An 18,097-nucleotide genomic window follows, 5' to 3' on the forward strand; every position below is an offset into this window, starting at 1 on the left:
TACAATCATCTATGGCCGTGAACTGGTATGCTCCGTTTCGTACTTTCATTACATCCAGCTGAACCCTTTCCCCGGGAATTTCTTTACTATATCGGATATAGTCTGACTTTTTACGCCGTTTCACAACAGCTTTGACCTGATGCTTTTTCAGCACACGCCACACCGTCATAGCTGAGAGTTTTATTCTCTTCCTAAGCAGATAGTTGGCAATCCGTTGCGCTCCCTATCTTCTCGTCTCACGCAGATTAAGGATAATGGTTTCAATTTCAGGTGTTATCTTCATGTTGGCAAGTCTTGATGGACGTTTAGACTTATCGGACAATTCCGACTTGCCTTGTTCTTTCTCGCGATTTATCCAACGGTATAACGTGGAACGGGCAATCCCGCACCGAAGGGCAGTTTTTGTCACAGAACCCGTTTCGGCGTATAGCTCAAGCCATTTTTGGCGCATCCGTATTTTCCGTATATCTTCTTTCATGCAACGAAGATACGGATTAAGATTTGCCTACGAAAAGAAAAAGTGTAGCGTATCTATTGATACTTTACAAAATAATGTCATCAATATTATTACATTGTTTTATGTCTTCTGCATATGGCATAATTATCTTCCTGTTATTGTTTCTGCAAATTTATTCTCCAGGTGTTGCTTCCAATTTTGCAATGCCAATTGTTTGGTGGTGTTAGCATAACAGTATTCGCAAAGATGTGGACAGGTGTTGTACTCACCAATGTCCTTAGAGGCCATGCACTCACAGAATTGCCGCTGGCCTTGGTCTTTCTTGTGCTTACTGATGAAGTAATGGTTATGAGGCAGGAGTATTGCTCCTTTGGGCAATTGGGGGTCGCCAAACAGCGTTGGTGCAGGAACTTTCTCTATCTTTACTTTCATGAAGTCCATCAGTTCCTCGTCGTCCCAAGCCAAACGAGTGATGAGGTCTCCATCTATGCAGCGATTATGCTGAATGCCATATTTTGAGATGTCTATTTTTTCACCACAAGTCGCGAGTTGGAAGTTCCAGCCACGCTCACGATTCATAATAGACAGTTTGTCGGCAAACTCTTCCATTTGCTCTGTATCCCACTCATGGTATGATATGCCACTGACTTCAAGATTATGTTTTACCTTCCTATACATGGCAATGTCAGCATAGCTGAATACCAACTTCTCTGTGTAATCTTTCAGTTGGTCACCAATATTCTGAACTTTCCAAAGCAAATCATCCACAGATATGTCATCTGTCAGCATCATGGGGTCAAACCGCCAGATAACAGCACCCTTGCCAAGTTGTTCAACAAGCAACTTGAATGTTTCTATGCGTTTAACAAGAGAAGGCACTTTTTCTAACTTCTCCTGTTCATAGTCATTCAGGGTATATTGAACATAGCATTTAATGCTACGCTCTTTAAGAATATGCAAATATGGCAACAATGGTCGTGGATTCTTTGACCAAAACACAATGAAGCGAGTTTTCTCATATGAAACATACGACTTTACGCCATTGAACGGATTCGTCCATGCGGAATACCCCTTCTGTAAACGATGGAATAACCAATCAGCATAGAATGCCGGAATGTCGGTACTCCTACTTGCAGAAACGATGAGGGGAGCCTGTGCTTTCACAGGCAACCCATCAACGATGATGTCTGTATGTTGCCAGGTTGCCATAATACATTAGAATCTTTTGAATGTTTCGTTTATCTTTTTTTGTTTTGCTTTTCTCCTGCTCTTGGCATATCCTTGCCACACTCATGAGCAAGCTTAGAGGCAGCCTATATATGTCTTCACTCTTCAAATGGATACGTTTCGTCATAGATTTCACTTAGAGGACGGTCGTTGAAAAACCAGTGCGGTGTGGGCTGTATATGCTTGACCTTATAGCCTTTTAGCTTAGCAGAAAGCGCACTAATAGAAGTTTCTTCTCCTTCATAACACACTTTACGCTCTGAAAGAATGGTAACAGAAATTGATGGGGCATCTTTCCATATGAGAATATCGCCTTTCTGCAACCCCATCTCATAGAAGTTGAGTGGTGGACGTTTGGCTTGTGCTTTTGTGCTGGCAGCTTTGTCCTCATCAGTGAGGTCATTTTGTATCTCATCCGTCACTTCTTCCGTCACATCTTCATGATGGAAAAGTTCGAGGATGGCTTGTGCCTGCTCCACGTTGATACGGAAGAACTCACGGTTCTGGTTGATGCGCTGAGGATCAAAAGCTTTATGAAGGGCTTTCTCAATTTTGAGACAATCACTTTTCTTGACCTTGCACGCAAACTTACACTCAAACGGAACAGGAACTCCTGTGGTATAAAGTTCCTTCATCCGTTTATCAATGTCTTCCTGTGTGGTCATGCCTATTTTTACAAGTCCTGGCATCACAGGGTTTGTCAGAAGATAAACTATTCCGTATTCCATATCGTTGTGTTTTTAGAGATATTGTACAGTTTGTCTTTGTTTGTAATGAAATCAAGAACTCTTTCAAATTCGCGCATCAGTGTGTTGCCGTTCTTGTTGGTGAATATATGTGAGTTCATTTTTTACTTCGCCTATATTTTTGATTGCTTGCATTGGGATGCTCAGGATTGGTCATCTCAAGATAACCAGCCTCAACAAGAGCCATGATGTATGTCTGAATATTCTTGCTATGATATGTCACACCTGCCCTTTTAAGAATTTCTTTGCTGCTACGTGGCACACTGCAGAAGTTTACTATATCCCTCTGCTTGTTCGTTATTTTAGGACGTCTAGTGTCAGAGTTGGTATCTAAGCCAGTGTTAGAGTACCTAAGTTTGGTGTCAGAGTTGGCGTTAGAAGTGTCAGAGTCAGTGTCAGAGTATCTAAGTTTGGTGTCAGAGTCAGCATTGAATTGATTACTTTCCGGCCTATTTATAGTGATCACGAACTCATTAGTCCTGTCGTTGTTAGTGAACGAGACTTTCACGTCCTCCGACAATGCACGAAGCATACCACTACCTGCTCCTGTGTAGGGAAGCAAATGAATGGCATTTGTAAAAAGGAACATATTGCGTGGCATGGAAGTTCCCACAACAATATCATCTACAGTAAGTCCATTAGGGAGAGTTCCAGGGCTGTGTATCTCAACCCTGTCGTCAAAGATAAAGATGCGTATAGGAGCTTTCGCATTAAGTGAGCGATGTACCAAAGCATTTACGGTAAATTCAACAAGACTGGTATATGGTATCTCCAATACTCCCTTCGAGTTAAACTCATCCCCAACCTGTATATGACGCAAGTTTCGGGTGAAGAAATCCATAATAGTCTCAAACTGATGAAGCAGATTGCCCTCAATGTCGGCATCATTCACTTTATCACGAAACTGTGTACCACCAAGATTGTTACCCACAAAGCAAATACATTTTGCCGTCATTACTGGAAGCCAACGCTGAGTGTATTTGCCAAACAATAACATGGCAGCCACCGTGATTTTTCCATCGGGACGGATGAAACGTAGGTTACGCAATAGTTTCTCTCCATTGTGCCCACTGGCGATAGCGAAACAGACAGTATCTAAAGAGGCTTCGCGGAATGCATCTCCCACCAAGCCTTTTCTTGTTAGTACCTTTTCGAACTTATTGCCTAGGAAGATTTTGATGGTACTCTCGTCTAAATCTTTGATGGTGGCATCTCTTACTCCTGCTTCATCAGGCGAAAAACTGCCACAGTCAGTCATCATCTCGGCAAGTTCTGCATTGTCGAACACTTTACGTTTGTCTGCACCGTTCTTCACCCACACAACTCCTCGATTGTCATGGTAGGGCTTATTCAGTCCTTCCTTAATATGAGCCACAACAAGGCTTCCGCCATCCACAGAAATTGTTTCCACATCAACAAGGATGGCAGGAACAACATTTTCTGATGCGATATTGCCAAGTGTATTAGTGGTTTCCTGTACTTCCTGATACGATAAAGGATTGACGCTACCAGTTTTGTCCTTCACGCCAACAACCAGTGTACCACCACGTGCATTGCTGAACGCCACCAGTTCGCAACCAATATCATAGTTATCAAGGATCCGCTCTTTGAACTGCACCTTACTGACCTCACCAAGTTTTATCTGTTGGATAATATCTACTTCCTTCATTGTTCAAATGTTTTTGGTTAAGCAGTCTGCCTGCATCAATATTCAAAGCCTCTGCTATACGTAGAAGATTTCTTGCGTCTGGCTGCATGGTATTCGTCACCCATTTGGAAACTGTAGCCCTGTCTTTTCCTAATTGTTCTGCCAGCCATTTACTACTTTTTTGTTCTTCGGCAAGCACAATCTTCAGCCTGTTAATCATTTCTCTTTCCATAAAAGACTCCTTTTCGATGTAAAAGTACAAATAAACCATGAGAATCACGAAGAAATACGCCAAAAAAGAGCATCTTTTTACAAATAATTGGCAATAACATCAATCACATTTCTTGTTTATAGCAGAATATGTGAAAAGGATGGGATTCTATATCTCCCATTCAAATGAGGCAATAACAATATCTACTTCCCTTCATTCCTTCTCTCAATTCTGCGTAAACAATGCGTAAACAAACGATTTCAGTTAGGGGTATTTAGTGAGTTTCATAGAGATAGCAAATTTTGCAACTACTTGATATACAATCAAAATTAATAAAATGAACTGTCACAGACTATCATTTTATCGTTCTCATAATCTGGAGGCCGACGTTTCAAGTCCGGGCTGACCTACGCTGAAAGTTAAGCACTTACAAATCTTTTGCAGGTGCTTTTTTCGTTAAATACGAAAAATTTTGTAGCTTTACACAGTATATTGTTAGTACTTAATTAAAAGCAATCCGTTATGGTTACTAAGATTAAAACAGCATTGCTGGCATTGCTTTCAAGCAGTTTCGTGTTAGTCGGTTGTTTAAGTGATGAAGGTATCGCTGACAAGGTAGATGAAGTTAGAGCTGAGGTTTCAGCAATGACTGCTGTGACCCGTGCCTTGTTTACTGCATATCCCATTGAGGGCATGTTGGTAAAATACAATGGCAGTAGCGACTATGATTACCTCAATTTCGGAGGAATTGAAAATTTCAAGTACGAACGTGGAAATGAATACCGGCTCCGACTTGCAAGAACTACGTTAGCAAACCCGCCTGCAGATGCAAGTATTTACAAATATAAACTTATCGAGGTCCTGTCTAAACAGAAAAAGGGAAACCGAAAAACCATCCGTCTGCTTATTTCTTCAGAAACCGGAGAGTACAAAGGGGGAGAGTTGACTCAGGATATGCCGGCTCCGGGAATGAAAATTAAAGAAGATACAGACGAAGAATGGAGTGTTGTGCCCTTTAATAAAATTGACGGGTTCGAGTATGTGAAAGGTTATAATTATGAGTTATCCGTAGAAAAGATTAGTTTAGCACCTGCCCCTAACGGGAAGCCTCAATGGCAAACCACGCAATATGTATTATTGAATGTCATCTCAAAAATTAATGCTGTCCGGTAAAACTTTCCTTTACGCTGCTATAACTATGGGTAAAGGTAGCTATTTTACCGGATAGCAATAATAACAATTCCGACAGCAAGTGTCAGAAGACACAAATTTATGGATGATGCCTTTTAACTGAAGCAATCACAGCTCCTTCAGGTAATCATTCACCTCGTCTATATCGAAGTTGGTGGGGTCCCAGTTCTCGCCCTCTTCCAGCCCGAGCCATTCCCGGTAACTTTCAACTTGTTCGCCCGACGATTCACGGAAAATCGCTTTCATGTTTTCGTATCCGTACACGCCTCCACAGTCTTCCGGCGGACAGGCGCCTTTCCCTGAAAGGCAAACGGCTTTCTTCTGCTTATCTTCGGAAACAACCTCCAATGTGATTTCATGCACCCAGTCGTCGCCGAAGTCGTAGACATACAGCAGTTTGCGAAGGTTGTCCGAAAAGATGTCGGACAGCTTTACTTTAGAGGCATCCTGAGGCTCGTTGAAGAAGTCGAAGCCTTCTTCTTCGGGCATGGATATGCAAAGACGATGACCGTATTCTTTATCCACAAAATGGAACAGATGATAGTCTTCCCAGCCGAAAGCCGCTTGTATGACCTCATGAAACTTCAGGAAAGTGAAGTTTCCCGGAACGGCAACTTTTCTCTATACGGGAGGTTTGGTTATGCCTTTGATCTGAATTTTAAACTGATATATCATGGCATCGTATTTTGTCCCGCAATATACTGTTTTTCTGAAAGAACTGTGCAATTTCTCTCCTTTTTTTTAACCGTGAGACCATTGCAATTTTCTGTAAAGAAGCTCAAGGCTGATGGTTTTCTCTGCTGTAGTTCACGATTTAAACAGATGTACGGTTGCATTACTCCCTCTACAAAGCCAAGTTTTCGAGATATCTTGGTAGACAGGGTGTGGGCTTCCGGCGCTTACTCCCTGTGCAAAGTCAAGTTTTCGAGACTTCCCGCCGTTGTTTAAAACAGATGTACGGTTACATTACTCCAAGAGCCTAAGGCGAACGCAGGTTTCAAGGACTTCAGTTTAAACAGATATACGGTTATTACGCTACTCCCTCTTGTGACTTCTCCTTCTCCCAATCCATCGTTAAAGAGATGTACTGTTATATTACTCCTACCTGCGCCGCGTTTAAACTGCCGGGGTATCGCTATCCAGTACGGATATGGAGTTTATAGCTCCTACTTGCCTCGCATTTAAACTGCAGGCCGTTACGACTCATGCTTTGGGCAGATGTACGGTTACCTCCGCTTTTCCGCTAAATATCCTGCCATGCACCCCTGCGCTGCTATCCATGATATATTTTCACCGCGAGAACCATATATACACGCAGTCGTAGTCATATATACACACCATGGTAGCCATATATACACACCATGGTAACCATATATACACACCACGGTATCCATATATACACACTACGGTAGCCATATATACACACCACGGTAGCCATATATGCACACCACGGTAATCATATATACACACCACGGTAACCATATATACACACCACGGTAATCATATATACACACCACGGTAGCCATATATGCCTACCGCGGCGGATATATATACCCACCGCAGCGGCAAAGCATACCCGCCGGAGAAGCATACGGCGCAGCTTTTCTATGAGATAATAGTTATAGCAGTTGGTACATTCCTCCGGCCAATACACGGATAATTCCCTTCATCTCCAGCTCGAACAGCAAAGCGCTCATTTTGTGTACGGGGATATCGGCTTCCACCACCAACGTGTTGATTTGAAGCGCTCCTTGCCTTTGCAGGATACGGACAACCGCCTGCTCTTCTTCGGTGAGTTCGGGGAACAAGGCACGCTGAACATTCTCCGCTTTATCTTGACGGACGGGCACGCCCCACCCCATCGCCGACACGAAGTCTTCTGCCGAAAGCAGCAGCGAGGCCTTGTTATCGCGAATCAGCCGGTTGCATCCCTTGGAGTACTCATCGCCTACCCGGCCGGGGAAAGCAAAGCAATCGCGGTGGTAGCTTTCGGCAAGCTCGGCAGTTATAAGTGAACCGCCTTTCTCTGCCGACTCTACTACGATGGTGGCATCGCACATGCCGGCAACGATGCGGTTGCGGCTGACGAAGTTGTGGCGGTCGGGGTTCGTGCCGGAAAGGAACTCCGTCAGCAAGCCGCCATGTTGCAGCATGTCGACGGCGGTTTTACGGTGCACATGCGGATAGATGCGGTCTAACCCGTGAGCGAGGACGCCCACCGTAGGCAGTTCATTCGCCAATGCGGCACGATGGGCATGGATGTCGATTCCGTAGGCCAGTCCGCTGACGACCAGCACATCGGGACACAAGGCTTTCAGGTCGCCCAGAAAAGCATCGCAAAGCCCCTTCCCGTAATCTCCGGCATGCCGTGTTCCCACGAGATTGATGACGCGGAGGGCGTTCAAATCGGCTTCTCCTTTATAAAAAAGAACGACCGGGGCATCCTCGCACTCGCGCAAACGCGAAGGATAGTCTTCGTCGTTCAGCGTCAGACAGCGAATCCGGTTCCGGACGATGAACTCCATCTCGCGCTCGGCACGGGCAATCGCTTCGGGACAGTCCAGCGCTTGCACGATCCTCTCGCTGACCTCCGGCATACGCCCGGGTATCTCCTTACGAAGACGGAACACATCAGCGGCGCTGTGCATTCCGTCCATCAATCTTTTCGCTCCGATATGCCCCACTCCGGGAATCATTGTCAGAGCAATGCCATAGAGTTGTTCTTCTTCCGGGTTCATTTCAGGTAAGGAGCGAAGTAGCTGTCAAACAAGTCGCTGGTATTCAGGCGCCTGTTCACCACGCAAACAGTTTCCACGATGCCCTTCACCACTACCTTATTATCGCTTTTGCGGAAAATATCCTGATAGAACACATACTTGATGCCTTCTTTCTGCAGATAGAGCTTGCACACGCATTCGTCTCCGCTCTTCAACGGAGTCTTAAACGCCATATTGATGCGAGCCACCACAGGGTCTACGCCTTGCCGGTGGAGTTCGGCAAAGTCGATTCCCACAGAGAGCAGGAATTCGTGACGCGCGTGTTCCAGATAATGTTGATAGTTTGCGTTATTCACAATGCCTTGCAGGTCGCACTCATAGTCGCGCACCTTCAATGTCAGTTCGTAGATGTATTCCATTCTTTCTTTATAAAATTATTGTTTCGCTGCCTCCTTGTCGCTTTCCGGGGCAATTCCTTTAAATCTTTTCAGCTCAGCGGTAGAAACCAGTTTGTAGAGTTTGTCGCTCGGACGTATCTTGTCGAGCTTCATCGAGAAATGTTGGCCTTTCTTTACTGTCTGCACCGGCTTCAGCTCCACGCGGGCCTCATCAAGGGTAGCAAACATGGCTCCGGTGGTAGGTCCGGTAATCAACAGCTTATCGCCCACGTTCAGCTCGGCCGCTTCCACCAGAAACTCCGCCACGCCGATGTTCGAGAAGTATTTGATTCCCCGTCCCACGTATATCTTACGCTCCGTAGCCTCCGAGCCGTAATTGCGGCTCCATTCGCCCAGCCGCTGTCCCAGGTAATAGCCGTTCCAGAATCCGCGGTTGAATACCGTCTTCAGCCGTTCATCCCAAGCGGCTATCTTCTCATCGGTAAACGTGCCTTCCAGATTGGCTTTGATCGCCTCTTTGTAGCATTCCACCACCGTGCGCACATATTCGGGACCGCGCGCGCGTCCTTCGATCTTGAACACGCGTACGCCCGCGTCCATCATCTTGTTCATGAAGTGGATAGTCTTCAGGTCTTTGGGCGACATGATGTATTCGTTGTCCACATCCAGCTCTACATCCGTCTCCTTGTCGCGAACGGTATAGCCCCGCCGGCATACCTGCATGCATGCGCCGCGGTTGGCCGAATGGTTCATCTCGTGAAGCGACAGGTAGCATTTGCCCGAAACTGCCATGCAAAGCGCTCCGTGACAGAACATCTCGATACGGATCTGTTCGCCGCCGGGACCGCAGATGTTCTCTTCTCTGATGACACGGTAGATTTCCGCCACCTGCTCCAGATTCAGCTCGCGAGCCAGCACCACGACATCGGCAAACTGAGCGTAAAACCTCAGCGCTTCCGTGTTCGATATGTTCAACTGAGTAGACAAGTGCACCTCCTGCCCGATACGGCGGGCATAGTTCATCACCGACACATCGGCAGCGATCACAGCGGAGATACCCGCCTCTTTTGCCGCGTCGACAATGGTACGCATCAGCGGAATGTCTTTGTCGTAAATAATGGTATTCACGGTGAGATAACTTTTCATCCCGTGCGCGTCGCATGTCTGCGCTATTTCCCGTAAGTCGTCGATTGTAAACGTGTTGGCCGATCTGGCTCTCATGTTCAGATTTTCGATACCGAAATAGATCGAATCGGCGCCTGCCTGAATGGCTGCCGCAAGCGATTCGCGCGAACCTACCGGAGCCATTATTTCAAAATCTTTTATATTCATTCTCTGTGTCAGCAATCATTTAAGCATAAATAATGATACAAAGGTACGAATTTATCCGTATTTTTGCGGAAAATAAATCTGAAAGAAGAGTTTGCAAAAAGGCAAAAGAATCTGCAATCTCCCGTAAGCAAGAGCATTGCGACCTAAAGCCAGAGACAAGGCAACAGACAAAGACGCTAATAAACAAAGGCTTATATGAAGATAAACCATATAGATTTGGGCGAACGGCCGCTGCTGCTCGCCCCGATGGAAGATGTGACCGATCCGGCATTCCGGCTGATGTGCAAAAAGTTCGGAGCCGACATGGTGTACACCGAATTCGTGTCGAGCGACGCACTGATACGTTCCGTGAGCAAGACAGAGCAGAAGCTCAACATCAGCGACGAGGAACGCCCCGTAGCCATACAGATATACGGAAAAGACACCGCAACCATGGTGGAGGCCGCCCGGATAGTGGAACAGGCCAAGCCCGATATTCTCGACATCAACTTCGGATGCCCGGTGAAGCGGGTAGCCGGAAAAGGCGCGGGTGCAGGCATGCTGCAGAACATTCCGCAAATGCTCGATATCACACGCTCGGTAGTGGATGCCGTACAGATTCCGGTGACGGTGAAAACCCGTTTGGGATGGGATGCCGACAATAAAATCATCGTCGATCTGGCCGAACGGCTACAGGATTGCGGCATTGCCGCCCTTACCATTCACGGACGCACGCGGGCGCAGATGTACACCGGCGAGGCGGACTGGACGCTGATAGGCGAGGTGAAGAACAATCCGCGCATGCACATCCCCATCATCGGCAATGGCGACGTCACCACTCCGCAACGCTGCAAGGAATGCTTCGACCGTTATGGCGTAGATGCCGTGATGATCGGTCGTGCCAGCTTCGGACGCCCGTGGATATTCAAAGAAATCAAACATTATCTCAGCACGGGAGAGGAGCTTCCCCCGCTCAGTTTCAAATGGCGCATGGATGTGCTGCGTCAGGAGGTGACAGACAGCGTGAATCTCCTCGACGAACGCCGGGGCATTCTGCACGTTCGCCGTCATTTGGCTGCCAGTCCGCTATTCAAAGGCATACCGAACTTCCGCGACACCCGGATCGCCATGCTGCGGGCAGAGACCCAAGAAGAGCTGTTCCGTATATTTGATGGGATAGAGCAGCTCGGGTTGGAGTGAGGTGAGGATGATCTTTCTTTAAAGATGGACAGACTGCAAATTAAAAACTGAGAGACCGGCTTTTCGGGCAGTCTCTTTATCCATTGCAACGGCATTACTCCCTTATAATGGATTTGCCTCCTTTTGCTTCTGCACGTAACCGGAAGCTGCATACTCGACAGTAAGATTCCAAGATTTTGCCGCCTAAAAGAGGCGGTATATTCGATAAGAGGAAACGGGCGAATTCAGTAAGAAGAGTCAGCGCATTGGATAAAGAGAGCCAATAACAGCCTTTCGTCGCTATCCGCACCTACGATAAACGGAGATTATCACAAACTATCGCCCCAAAGCCCTTTCATGGCGTTCTCTTCCTGCCGGATGCGGATGGCGAGAAATATGCAGTACACGGGCAACCCCGCAGCCAGCGTATACCACGCATTACAGAGCAGAGCCACCCCGATCAGTTCGGGGACAATATTCAGATAATAGTTGGGATGCTTCACCACACGAAACAAGAAACTCTTCTCGATGCGATGATCGGGAAGGATGTAAAGCTTCACGGTCCACACATCATGCAATTTTGCAACGACATAAAACAGCATAAGGTAGGCGAACGCCATCACCGCAACTCCTATCCATGAAGTTTGGTTGAAGCTCACTCCCGTCGCATACGCCTCATATAATGCCGAAAAATAATAAGCGATGTGAGCCAGAGTAAGGCAAAGCGAATTGGTTTTTCCATACTGAACCGCTCCTGCCTGTACGATTCTTTTCTCGTTCCGGATGGAGTAAGATAAAGAAACCAGGCGAAGCACAAAGAACAATGTAAAAGTAATGATTATGTACGTCATGTGACAGTTGTTTATTGATTATAATCCGATTATACAGCTGCTACTCTTTGCAATCGAACAGCAGAATAGCTTACAAAAAGTTTTCAGCCCGCAAAAATATAAAAAATAAAAGAATTCCCAAGCAGATACTCAAAAACCGGGAAACGGAACAAATAATGTATAGGATGCAAATCGGTAACACAACAAGGTCTCGGAATAGACTGCGCCACGATCGTAACAAACAGCAGCGGTAAAACAACAAGGACTTGCCATCCGTTGTGAAAGTTGTTGTGGCTTGATTTCTCACTTAAACATCGGCGTGGCAAACCAGCGTTTGTACATCCACGTCACCACCACGTAGAAAAGGAAGGCGGTGAAGAAACCTACCACGGTGTCGATCACATAGTGCGCCTGAATGTACACCGTAGCGCCGCACAGCAGCATGTAGAAGGGAACCAGACAGAAGAACAGTTTCCGGCTGGCACGCCACGACATAATCATGAGGATGGTGGAGATGCCTACATGCGAACTGGGGAAAGCGGCGGTGGGACGTTCGCCCACTTGCTGCGAACTTTCTACCAGATTGTAGAAAAAACCGTGCTGATAGCCCGGACCGGGAAGCAATTCCTGATGGTGGTTGAAATAATCGCCGATGGAAGGAAACACGCCGTTCGCCACATTGTCGAAACCGATGGCGGGGAAGTAGAACTGCGGGCCCGCCACAGGCACGAATATATAAATAAGGTAGTAAATGAAAAACGAGGTGACGAGCACGAAAGACATCTTTTCGAACCACTCGAAACGGAAAAGGAAGTAGTAGAGCGCCACCACCAGTATCATGGGGTAATAGAAGAAGTATCCCATATTGAAGGCCTCACTCACCACCAGATGCGGAAACGTGTGGCAGAACCAGATAGCGGGCTGGCCGTTGAAGATGAACTGTTCGACGGAAGCAAACAGATGATCGAGATTCGGGAAGAAGCGATTGAACTCGAACGTATCCGGATACCAGTACGAAAGCAGGCTCATCTGAATGGCTATGCGGATAAAAGCCGAGAATTTACACGGTGCCAACCGGTAAAGATACATCAGCAGGAATGTCATGGCGGCAATCATCGCCCTGTCGAGCAGCATATGCCAGGGATGATCCATCCGCTGAAACAGGAACAGAATCAAGACAGAGGTCAACAAGGTGTAGATGAGTGTCGCTTTCTCTACGGCAAACAACCCTTTACGGGATTCCACACGCTTAAACAGGTCCAATACTAAAGCCATCCTTCTTTTTTATACCAGGCAATGGTTTCGCGAACGCCTCTCTCCAAATCGTACTCGGGACGATAGCCCAACTCATTGATGGTGGGAGAGATATCGCATTGCCAGTTGCGTTGTTTCATTATCTTATACTTGTCCGAATTCAGGGTGCTGCTCTTTCCCGAGCGCGCTGCGATGAATTGAGCGAGCAAAGATACTATTTTTAATACAATCAACGGACATTTCACCCGAATAACAAACGGATTGTCCAGTTCTTTCCGTATCAGATCGGAAAAAGCGCGGCTTCGATACACCTTCCCGTCGGTAAGGAAATAAGCCCTGCGCGACACGCCTTTCTCTATGCCGAGGAAGATGGCCTGCACCATGTCTTTCACATACACAAAGGTCAGGTCTTGCCGGCGGAAACCTACGGAAAAGTCGACATGGCTGCGGATAGACTTCGCCATCAGGTAATAGTCGGATTCGCGCGGGCCATACACGCCGGTAGGGCGATAAATGACATAAGGAAATCCGGGAATGCTGCGGATATATTCCTCTGCCCGGAGCTTGCTGCGCCCGTATGCGGTGTCGGGCATCGGCGTGTCGGTCTCACGGATGGGCGAGTAATCGGCTTCGCGTATGGGGCCGAACACGCTGAGCGTACTGATATGGATAAACTGACGCGGAACCATGTCGAGCTCGCGCAGGGTATCTGCAAACAGGCAGGTCTGCCGGTAGTTCACCTCATCGAACATTTGCTCGTCGGGGCATTTGGTCACCCCTGCGCAGTGCACCACATAGTCGAACGCTCCGTTCGCGGCTTTATGCGCCGCCAAGCAAGCCTTGAGCTTATCGGGACGGGCAAAATCGAGTTCCATGAAGTTCAGCGCGGAGTCTTTCAGGTATCTCCTGCTGCTCGTAGACCGTACTCCCGCCCATGTGGTGAACCCTCGCCTCAACGCCTCCTCTACAATGAAGCTCCCAATAAAACCGCTCGCTCCCGTCACTAAAATACTTCTCATATTTACGTCTGTTTTTTTATCGCTTACTTTAATCTGTTTCATTTCAACGGCTCCACGTGGATATTGATCAGCGTCGACCGCCCGAACATCTCCTTCAGCCTGCATTCGATGGCGGTGGTCTTGTCATGAGCTTCCTCCAGAGACATCCGCCCGTCCATCCGCACATGCACCTCGATGGCGTAATAGCTGCCGATGCGGCGGGTGCGGAGATGATGCGGCTCGCTCACTCCGGGAAACGAGAGCAACGTCTCTTCGATTTGTTGTTCCACTTCATCGGGCAGGGATTTCTCCAACAGCTCTTCCACCGAGGGAACCAGCAACTCGACCGATACTTTCATGATGAAGAAGCTCACAACCAGAGCCGCCACAGGGTCGAGCACCTGCCAGCCATCACCCAACAGAATGGCTCCGCCGATACCGATGGCCGCACCCACCGACGAAAGCGCGTCGCTCCGGTGATGCCAGGCATTCGCCACTACCGCCTGCGAGTCGACCTTTCTGCCCACGCGCACGGTGTACCGATACAGGCCTTCTTTAAAAAGGATGGATACAAGCGCCGCAATGAGGGCCACCATGCCCGGCTCGCCCGGCGATTCGCCTTTGACGAAAAAAGCGTAGATGGAAGAAGCGGCAGTCCACAACAGCCCGAACCCCACCGCAAGCAGCAGCAAGCCGATAATGACGGTAGCCATCGTTTCGTATTTCCCGTGTCCGTAGTCGTGCCCCTTGTCTTGAGGTTTGTTGGAAATCCGCACGAAGACAATCACAATCACATCCGTCACGAAGTCCGACAGCGAATGAACGGCATCGGCAATCATAGCGGCACTATGCCCCACGATACCCGCCGTGAATTTGAATACGAGCAACAGCAGATTGACTACGCTCCCAACGATGGTCGCCTTGTAAATCTCACGTTCCCGAACCTGCTTTTCTGTCTCCATGCTGCGATATGATTTGATAAGATAAGGGCAAATGTACACAATTTCCGCACTGCAACCATCAAGTTGCAATCAAAAACAAGCGCCGCCCTTCACTTTTCACCCCATTTGAGTTCATAAACGGGAAAATATAACTATATTCGCCATTGAAACCTCTTCGGGACTTCCGCTTTCGGTATCCGTCATTCCGGCGGGAAGGTTGCCGCAGGCATTTCCCGAATGTTCCGCACCGAACCGGACTCTCCGTTTCCCGCCATCGCGCGTTCATCGGAAAGGAAGAAGAGCCGGTCGGATTGAACTACATAACAGAATCATTTTTATTATGGCAAAGAAGAAAGAAAAGAGAGAGAAAAAAGCAGGCAAGAGAATGGGTAAAAAACAACTTACCGCACTGCTATCAGAGCTTTTCCATGCCAAGACGGGCGAAACCATGAGCATGAAACACATTTTCTCGGAGTTGCGCCTCACCACTCATCCGCAGAAAATGCTCTGCGTCGATATCCTGCACGACTTGGTGGCAGACGATTACCTCAGCGAAGTGGACAAAGGCAAATTTCGCATCAACATGCACGGCACCGAGATGACGGGAACCTTCCAGCGCAAGAGCAACGGAAAGAATTCTTTCCTTCCCGAAGACGGAAGCGACCCTATCTTCATCGCCGAGCGGAACTCCGCCCATGCCATGAACAACGATAAGGTAAAAATCATGTTCTACGCCAAACGGAAACACCGGGAGGCGGAAGGCGAAGTGATAGAGATACTGGAACGCGCCAACGACACCTTTGTGGGCACGCTCGAGGTGGCTAAGTCGTACGCCTTTCTGGTGACGGAAAACCGTACGCTCGCCAACGACATCTTCATCCCGAGAGAGAAACTGAAAGGAGGAAAAACGGGTGACAAGGCCATCGTGAAAATAACCGAATGGCCCGACAAAGCGAAGAACCCCATCGGACAGGTGATAGACATACTGGGGCGTGCCGGAGACAACACTACCGAGATGCACGCCATTCTTGCCGAATTCGGATTGCCCTACGTATATCCCAAGGCGGTGGAGAAAGCGGCGGACAACATTCCGGCGGAGATCACTCCCGAAGAGCTTGCCAAACGCGAAGACTTCCGTAAGGTGACCACCTTCACCATCGACCCCAAAGACGCCAAAGACTTCGACGACGCTCTCTCCATCCGCCCGCTGAAAGAGGGGCTGTGGGAAGTGGGCGTACATATCGCCGATGTGACTCACTACGTAAAGGAGGGAGGAATCATCGACAGAGAGGCGGAGAAGCGGGCCACATCGGTCTACCTGGTCGACCGCACCATCCCGATGCTCCCCGAACGGCTTTGCAACTTCATCTGCTCGCTGCGCCCCGACGAAGAGAAGCTGGCGTACTCCGTCATATTCGACATCACCGAGAAGGGAGAAGTGCAAGCTTCGCGCGTGGTGCATACGGTGATCAAATCCGACCGCCGGTTCACGTACGAGGAGGCGCAGCAGATCATCGAAACCAAGCAGGGAGACTTCAAAGAGGAGGTGCTGATGCTCGACACCATTGCCAAGGCATTGCGCGAGAAGCGTTTCGCCGCCGGAGCCATCAACTTCGACCGCTATGAGGTGAAGTTCGAGATAGACGAGAAAGGGAAGCCCGTGAGCGTCTACTTCAAGGAATCGAAAGACGCCAACAAGCTGGTGGAGGAGTTCATGCTGCTTGCCAACAAGACCGTAGCGGAGAAAGTGGGGCGTGTGCCGAGAAACAAAAAGGCGAAAGTGTTGCCCTACCGCATTCACGACCTGCCCGATCCGGAGAAGCTGGAAAACCTGTCGCAGTTCATCGCCCGCTTCGGCTACAAAGTACGCACCAGCGGAAGCAAAACCGACATATCGAAATCCATCAACCACCTGCTCGACGATATCCACGGCAAGAAGGAGGAGAACCTCATCGAAACCGTCTCCATCCGCGCCATGCAGAAAGCACGATACTCTACCCACAACATCGGGCACTACGGACTGGCGTTCGAGTATTACACCCATTTTACCTCGCCCATCCGCCGTTTCCCCGATATGATGGTGCACCGCCTGCTTACGAAATACATGGACGGAGGGCGCAGCGTGTCGGAACAGAAGTACGAAGCGCTTTGCGAGCACAGCTCGAACATGGAGCAGACGGCTGCCAATGCCGAACGGGCTTCCATCAAGTACAAGCAGGTGGAATTTATGAGCGAACGCCTCGGACAGGTGTACGACGGGGTGATCTCCGGAGTGACGGAATGGGGGCTTTACGTGGAACTGAACGAAAACAAGTGCGAGGGCATGGTTCCCATACGCGATCTGGACGACGACTACTACGAGTTCGACGAAAAGAACTACTGTCTGCGCGGACGCCGGAAAAACCGCACTTACAGTTTGGGAGACGCGATTACGGTGCGTGTGGCGCGCGCCAACCTCGAGAAGAAGCAGTTGGACTTTGAGCTGATCGAGAAATGAGAACTTTTGCGATAGAAGAAAAGGAGCGGATCGAGTCCATCATCCGCCAGTCTGCCGTATGCCATGTAGGCATCACCGATCCGGAAGGAAATCCGTACGTCATCCCCATGAACTTCGGCTACGAAGACGGCATCATCTACCTGCATTCGGGACCCGAAGGCGGCAAGCTGGAGATGCTCGAACGGAACAACCGGGTGTGCATCACCTTCAGCCGGGGGCACGAGCTTGTCTACCAGCACCCGAAGGTGGCTTGCAGCTACAGCATGCGCTCCGAAAGCGCCATGTGCCGAGGGCGGGTGACCTTCATCGAAGACATGGAAGAGAAGCGGCGCATTCTGGACATCATCATGCACCATTACACCGACAACGAGTTCGGATACTCCGAGCCGGCATTGCGTAACGTGAAGGTATGGAAAGTCCCCGTAGAACGAATGACCGGCAAGGTCTTCGGACTACGGGGACATGAGAAACCCTGAAAGCGTCTTGTTTACC

At 48.6% G+C, this 18,097-nt stretch carries 15 protein-coding genes and 2 pseudogenes; 4 read left to right on the plus strand and 13 right to left on the minus strand.

The features are described 5' to 3' along the window. From GGR07_RS14215 to GGR07_RS06260, 5 genes and pseudogenes are all read right to left on the minus strand, one after another. Window positions 1-478, minus strand: a pseudogene (locus tag GGR07_RS14215) (helix-turn-helix domain-containing protein); the annotation flags it as partial. Between the two features lie 123 nt (window positions 479-601). Then, window positions 602-1,666, minus strand: a complete 1,065-nt coding sequence (locus GGR07_RS06245) for a DUF1848 domain-containing protein (protein WP_034543577.1) — start codon at window positions 1,664-1,666, stop codon at window positions 602-604. Window positions 1,667-1,782: 116 nt separating this feature from the next. Beyond that, complete coding sequence (locus tag GGR07_RS06250; protein ID WP_034543578.1) at window positions 1,783-2,412, minus strand: GIY-YIG nuclease family protein; 630 nt, start codon at window positions 2,410-2,412, stop codon at window positions 1,783-1,785. A 115-nt stretch (window positions 2,413-2,527) separates the two neighbouring features. Beyond that, window positions 2,528-4,099 carry an RNA-binding domain-containing protein gene (locus GGR07_RS06255; RefSeq protein ID WP_122056454.1) on the minus strand — a complete coding sequence of 524 codons (1,572 nt, stop codon included), beginning with the start codon at window positions 4,097-4,099 and terminating at the stop codon, window positions 2,528-2,530. Beyond that, a complete protein-coding gene (locus GGR07_RS06260; protein WP_034543606.1) occupies window positions 4,059-4,310 on the minus strand; it encodes a helix-turn-helix transcriptional regulator in 252 nt (83 codons plus the stop codon). The genes GGR07_RS06255 and GGR07_RS06260 overlap by 41 nt, the downstream gene beginning before the upstream one ends. Window positions 4,311-4,811: 501 nt before the next feature. Between GGR07_RS06260 and GGR07_RS06265 the strand changes: the two genes are divergently transcribed. Then, window positions 4,812-5,462, plus strand: a complete 651-nt coding sequence (locus tag GGR07_RS06265) for a DUF4377 domain-containing protein (protein WP_051990643.1) — start codon at window positions 4,812-4,814, stop codon at window positions 5,460-5,462. Window positions 5,463-5,588: 126 nt separating this feature from the next. On the opposite strand, the pseudogene GGR07_RS06270 reads toward GGR07_RS06265, so the two are convergent. The 4 genes and pseudogenes from GGR07_RS06270 to GGR07_RS06285 all read right to left on the minus strand — a co-directional run. After that, window positions 5,589-6,089 (minus strand): annotated as a pseudogene (locus tag GGR07_RS06270) (plasmid pRiA4b ORF-3 family protein); the annotation flags it as partial. Between the two features lie 1,010 nt (window positions 6,090-7,099). After that, on the minus strand, window positions 7,100-8,218 hold the full coding sequence (gene dprA, locus GGR07_RS06275; protein ID WP_034543580.1) for a DNA-processing protein DprA: 1,119 nt from the start codon (window positions 8,216-8,218) through the stop codon (window positions 7,100-7,102). Beyond that, window positions 8,215-8,616 (minus strand): acyl-CoA thioesterase, encoded by a 402-nt coding sequence (locus GGR07_RS06280; protein WP_034543581.1) that lies wholly within the window; start codon window positions 8,614-8,616, stop codon window positions 8,215-8,217. The genes dprA and GGR07_RS06280 overlap by 4 nt, the downstream gene beginning before the upstream one ends. A 15-nt stretch (window positions 8,617-8,631) precedes the next feature. Continuing rightward, window positions 8,632-9,927: a peptidase U32 family protein gene (locus GGR07_RS06285; RefSeq protein ID WP_034543582.1), complete on the minus strand. Its 1,296-nt coding sequence runs from the start codon at window positions 9,925-9,927 to the stop codon at window positions 8,632-8,634. A gap of 195 nt (window positions 9,928-10,122) precedes the next feature. Between GGR07_RS06285 and dusB the strand changes: the two genes are divergently transcribed. Beyond that, window positions 10,123-11,106: a tRNA dihydrouridine synthase DusB gene (gene dusB / locus GGR07_RS06290; RefSeq protein WP_021644610.1), complete on the plus strand. Its 984-nt coding sequence runs from the start codon at window positions 10,123-10,125 to the stop codon at window positions 11,104-11,106. A 308-nt stretch (window positions 11,107-11,414) separates the two neighbouring features. Here dusB and GGR07_RS06295 read toward each other — a convergent pair whose 3' ends face one another. From GGR07_RS06295 to GGR07_RS06310, 4 genes are all read right to left on the minus strand, one after another. Further along, the gene (locus tag GGR07_RS06295) at window positions 11,415-11,936 is read right to left on the minus strand and encodes an isoprenylcysteine carboxyl methyltransferase family protein (RefSeq protein WP_034543584.1); all 522 of its coding nucleotides are present in this window, start codon (window positions 11,934-11,936) and stop codon (window positions 11,415-11,417) included. 282 nt (window positions 11,937-12,218) lie between these two features. Continuing rightward, window positions 12,219-13,190: a phosphatase PAP2 family protein gene (locus GGR07_RS06300; protein WP_021644614.1), complete on the minus strand. Its 972-nt coding sequence runs from the start codon at window positions 13,188-13,190 to the stop codon at window positions 12,219-12,221. Then, entirely contained in the window at window positions 13,181-14,188 is a 1,008-nt protein-coding gene (locus GGR07_RS06305) for an NAD-dependent epimerase/dehydratase family protein (protein WP_034543610.1), read from the minus strand. Before GGR07_RS06305 ends, GGR07_RS06300 begins: the two co-directional genes overlap by 10 nt. Window positions 14,189-14,226: 38 nt before the next feature. Next, the gene (locus GGR07_RS06310) at window positions 14,227-15,129 is read right to left on the minus strand and encodes a cation diffusion facilitator family transporter (RefSeq protein WP_122056453.1); all 903 of its coding nucleotides are present in this window, start codon (window positions 15,127-15,129) and stop codon (window positions 14,227-14,229) included. Between the two features lie 319 nt (window positions 15,130-15,448). Between GGR07_RS06310 and rnr the strand changes: the two genes are divergently transcribed. Continuing rightward, the gene (gene rnr, locus GGR07_RS06315) at window positions 15,449-17,605 is read left to right on the plus strand and encodes a ribonuclease R (RefSeq protein ID WP_034543586.1); all 2,157 of its coding nucleotides are present in this window, start codon (window positions 15,449-15,451) and stop codon (window positions 17,603-17,605) included. Continuing rightward, complete coding sequence (locus GGR07_RS06320) at window positions 17,602-18,081, plus strand: pyridoxamine 5'-phosphate oxidase family protein (protein ID WP_034543588.1); 480 nt, start codon at window positions 17,602-17,604, stop codon at window positions 18,079-18,081. Before rnr ends, GGR07_RS06320 begins: the two co-directional genes overlap by 4 nt. Window positions 18,082-18,097: the final 16 nt, after the last annotated feature.

Origin of the sequence: Bacteroides pyogenes, assembly GCF_014196225.1 — a bacterium.
GTDB lineage: Bacteria > Bacteroidota > Bacteroidia > Bacteroidales > Bacteroidaceae > Bacteroides > Bacteroides pyogenes_A.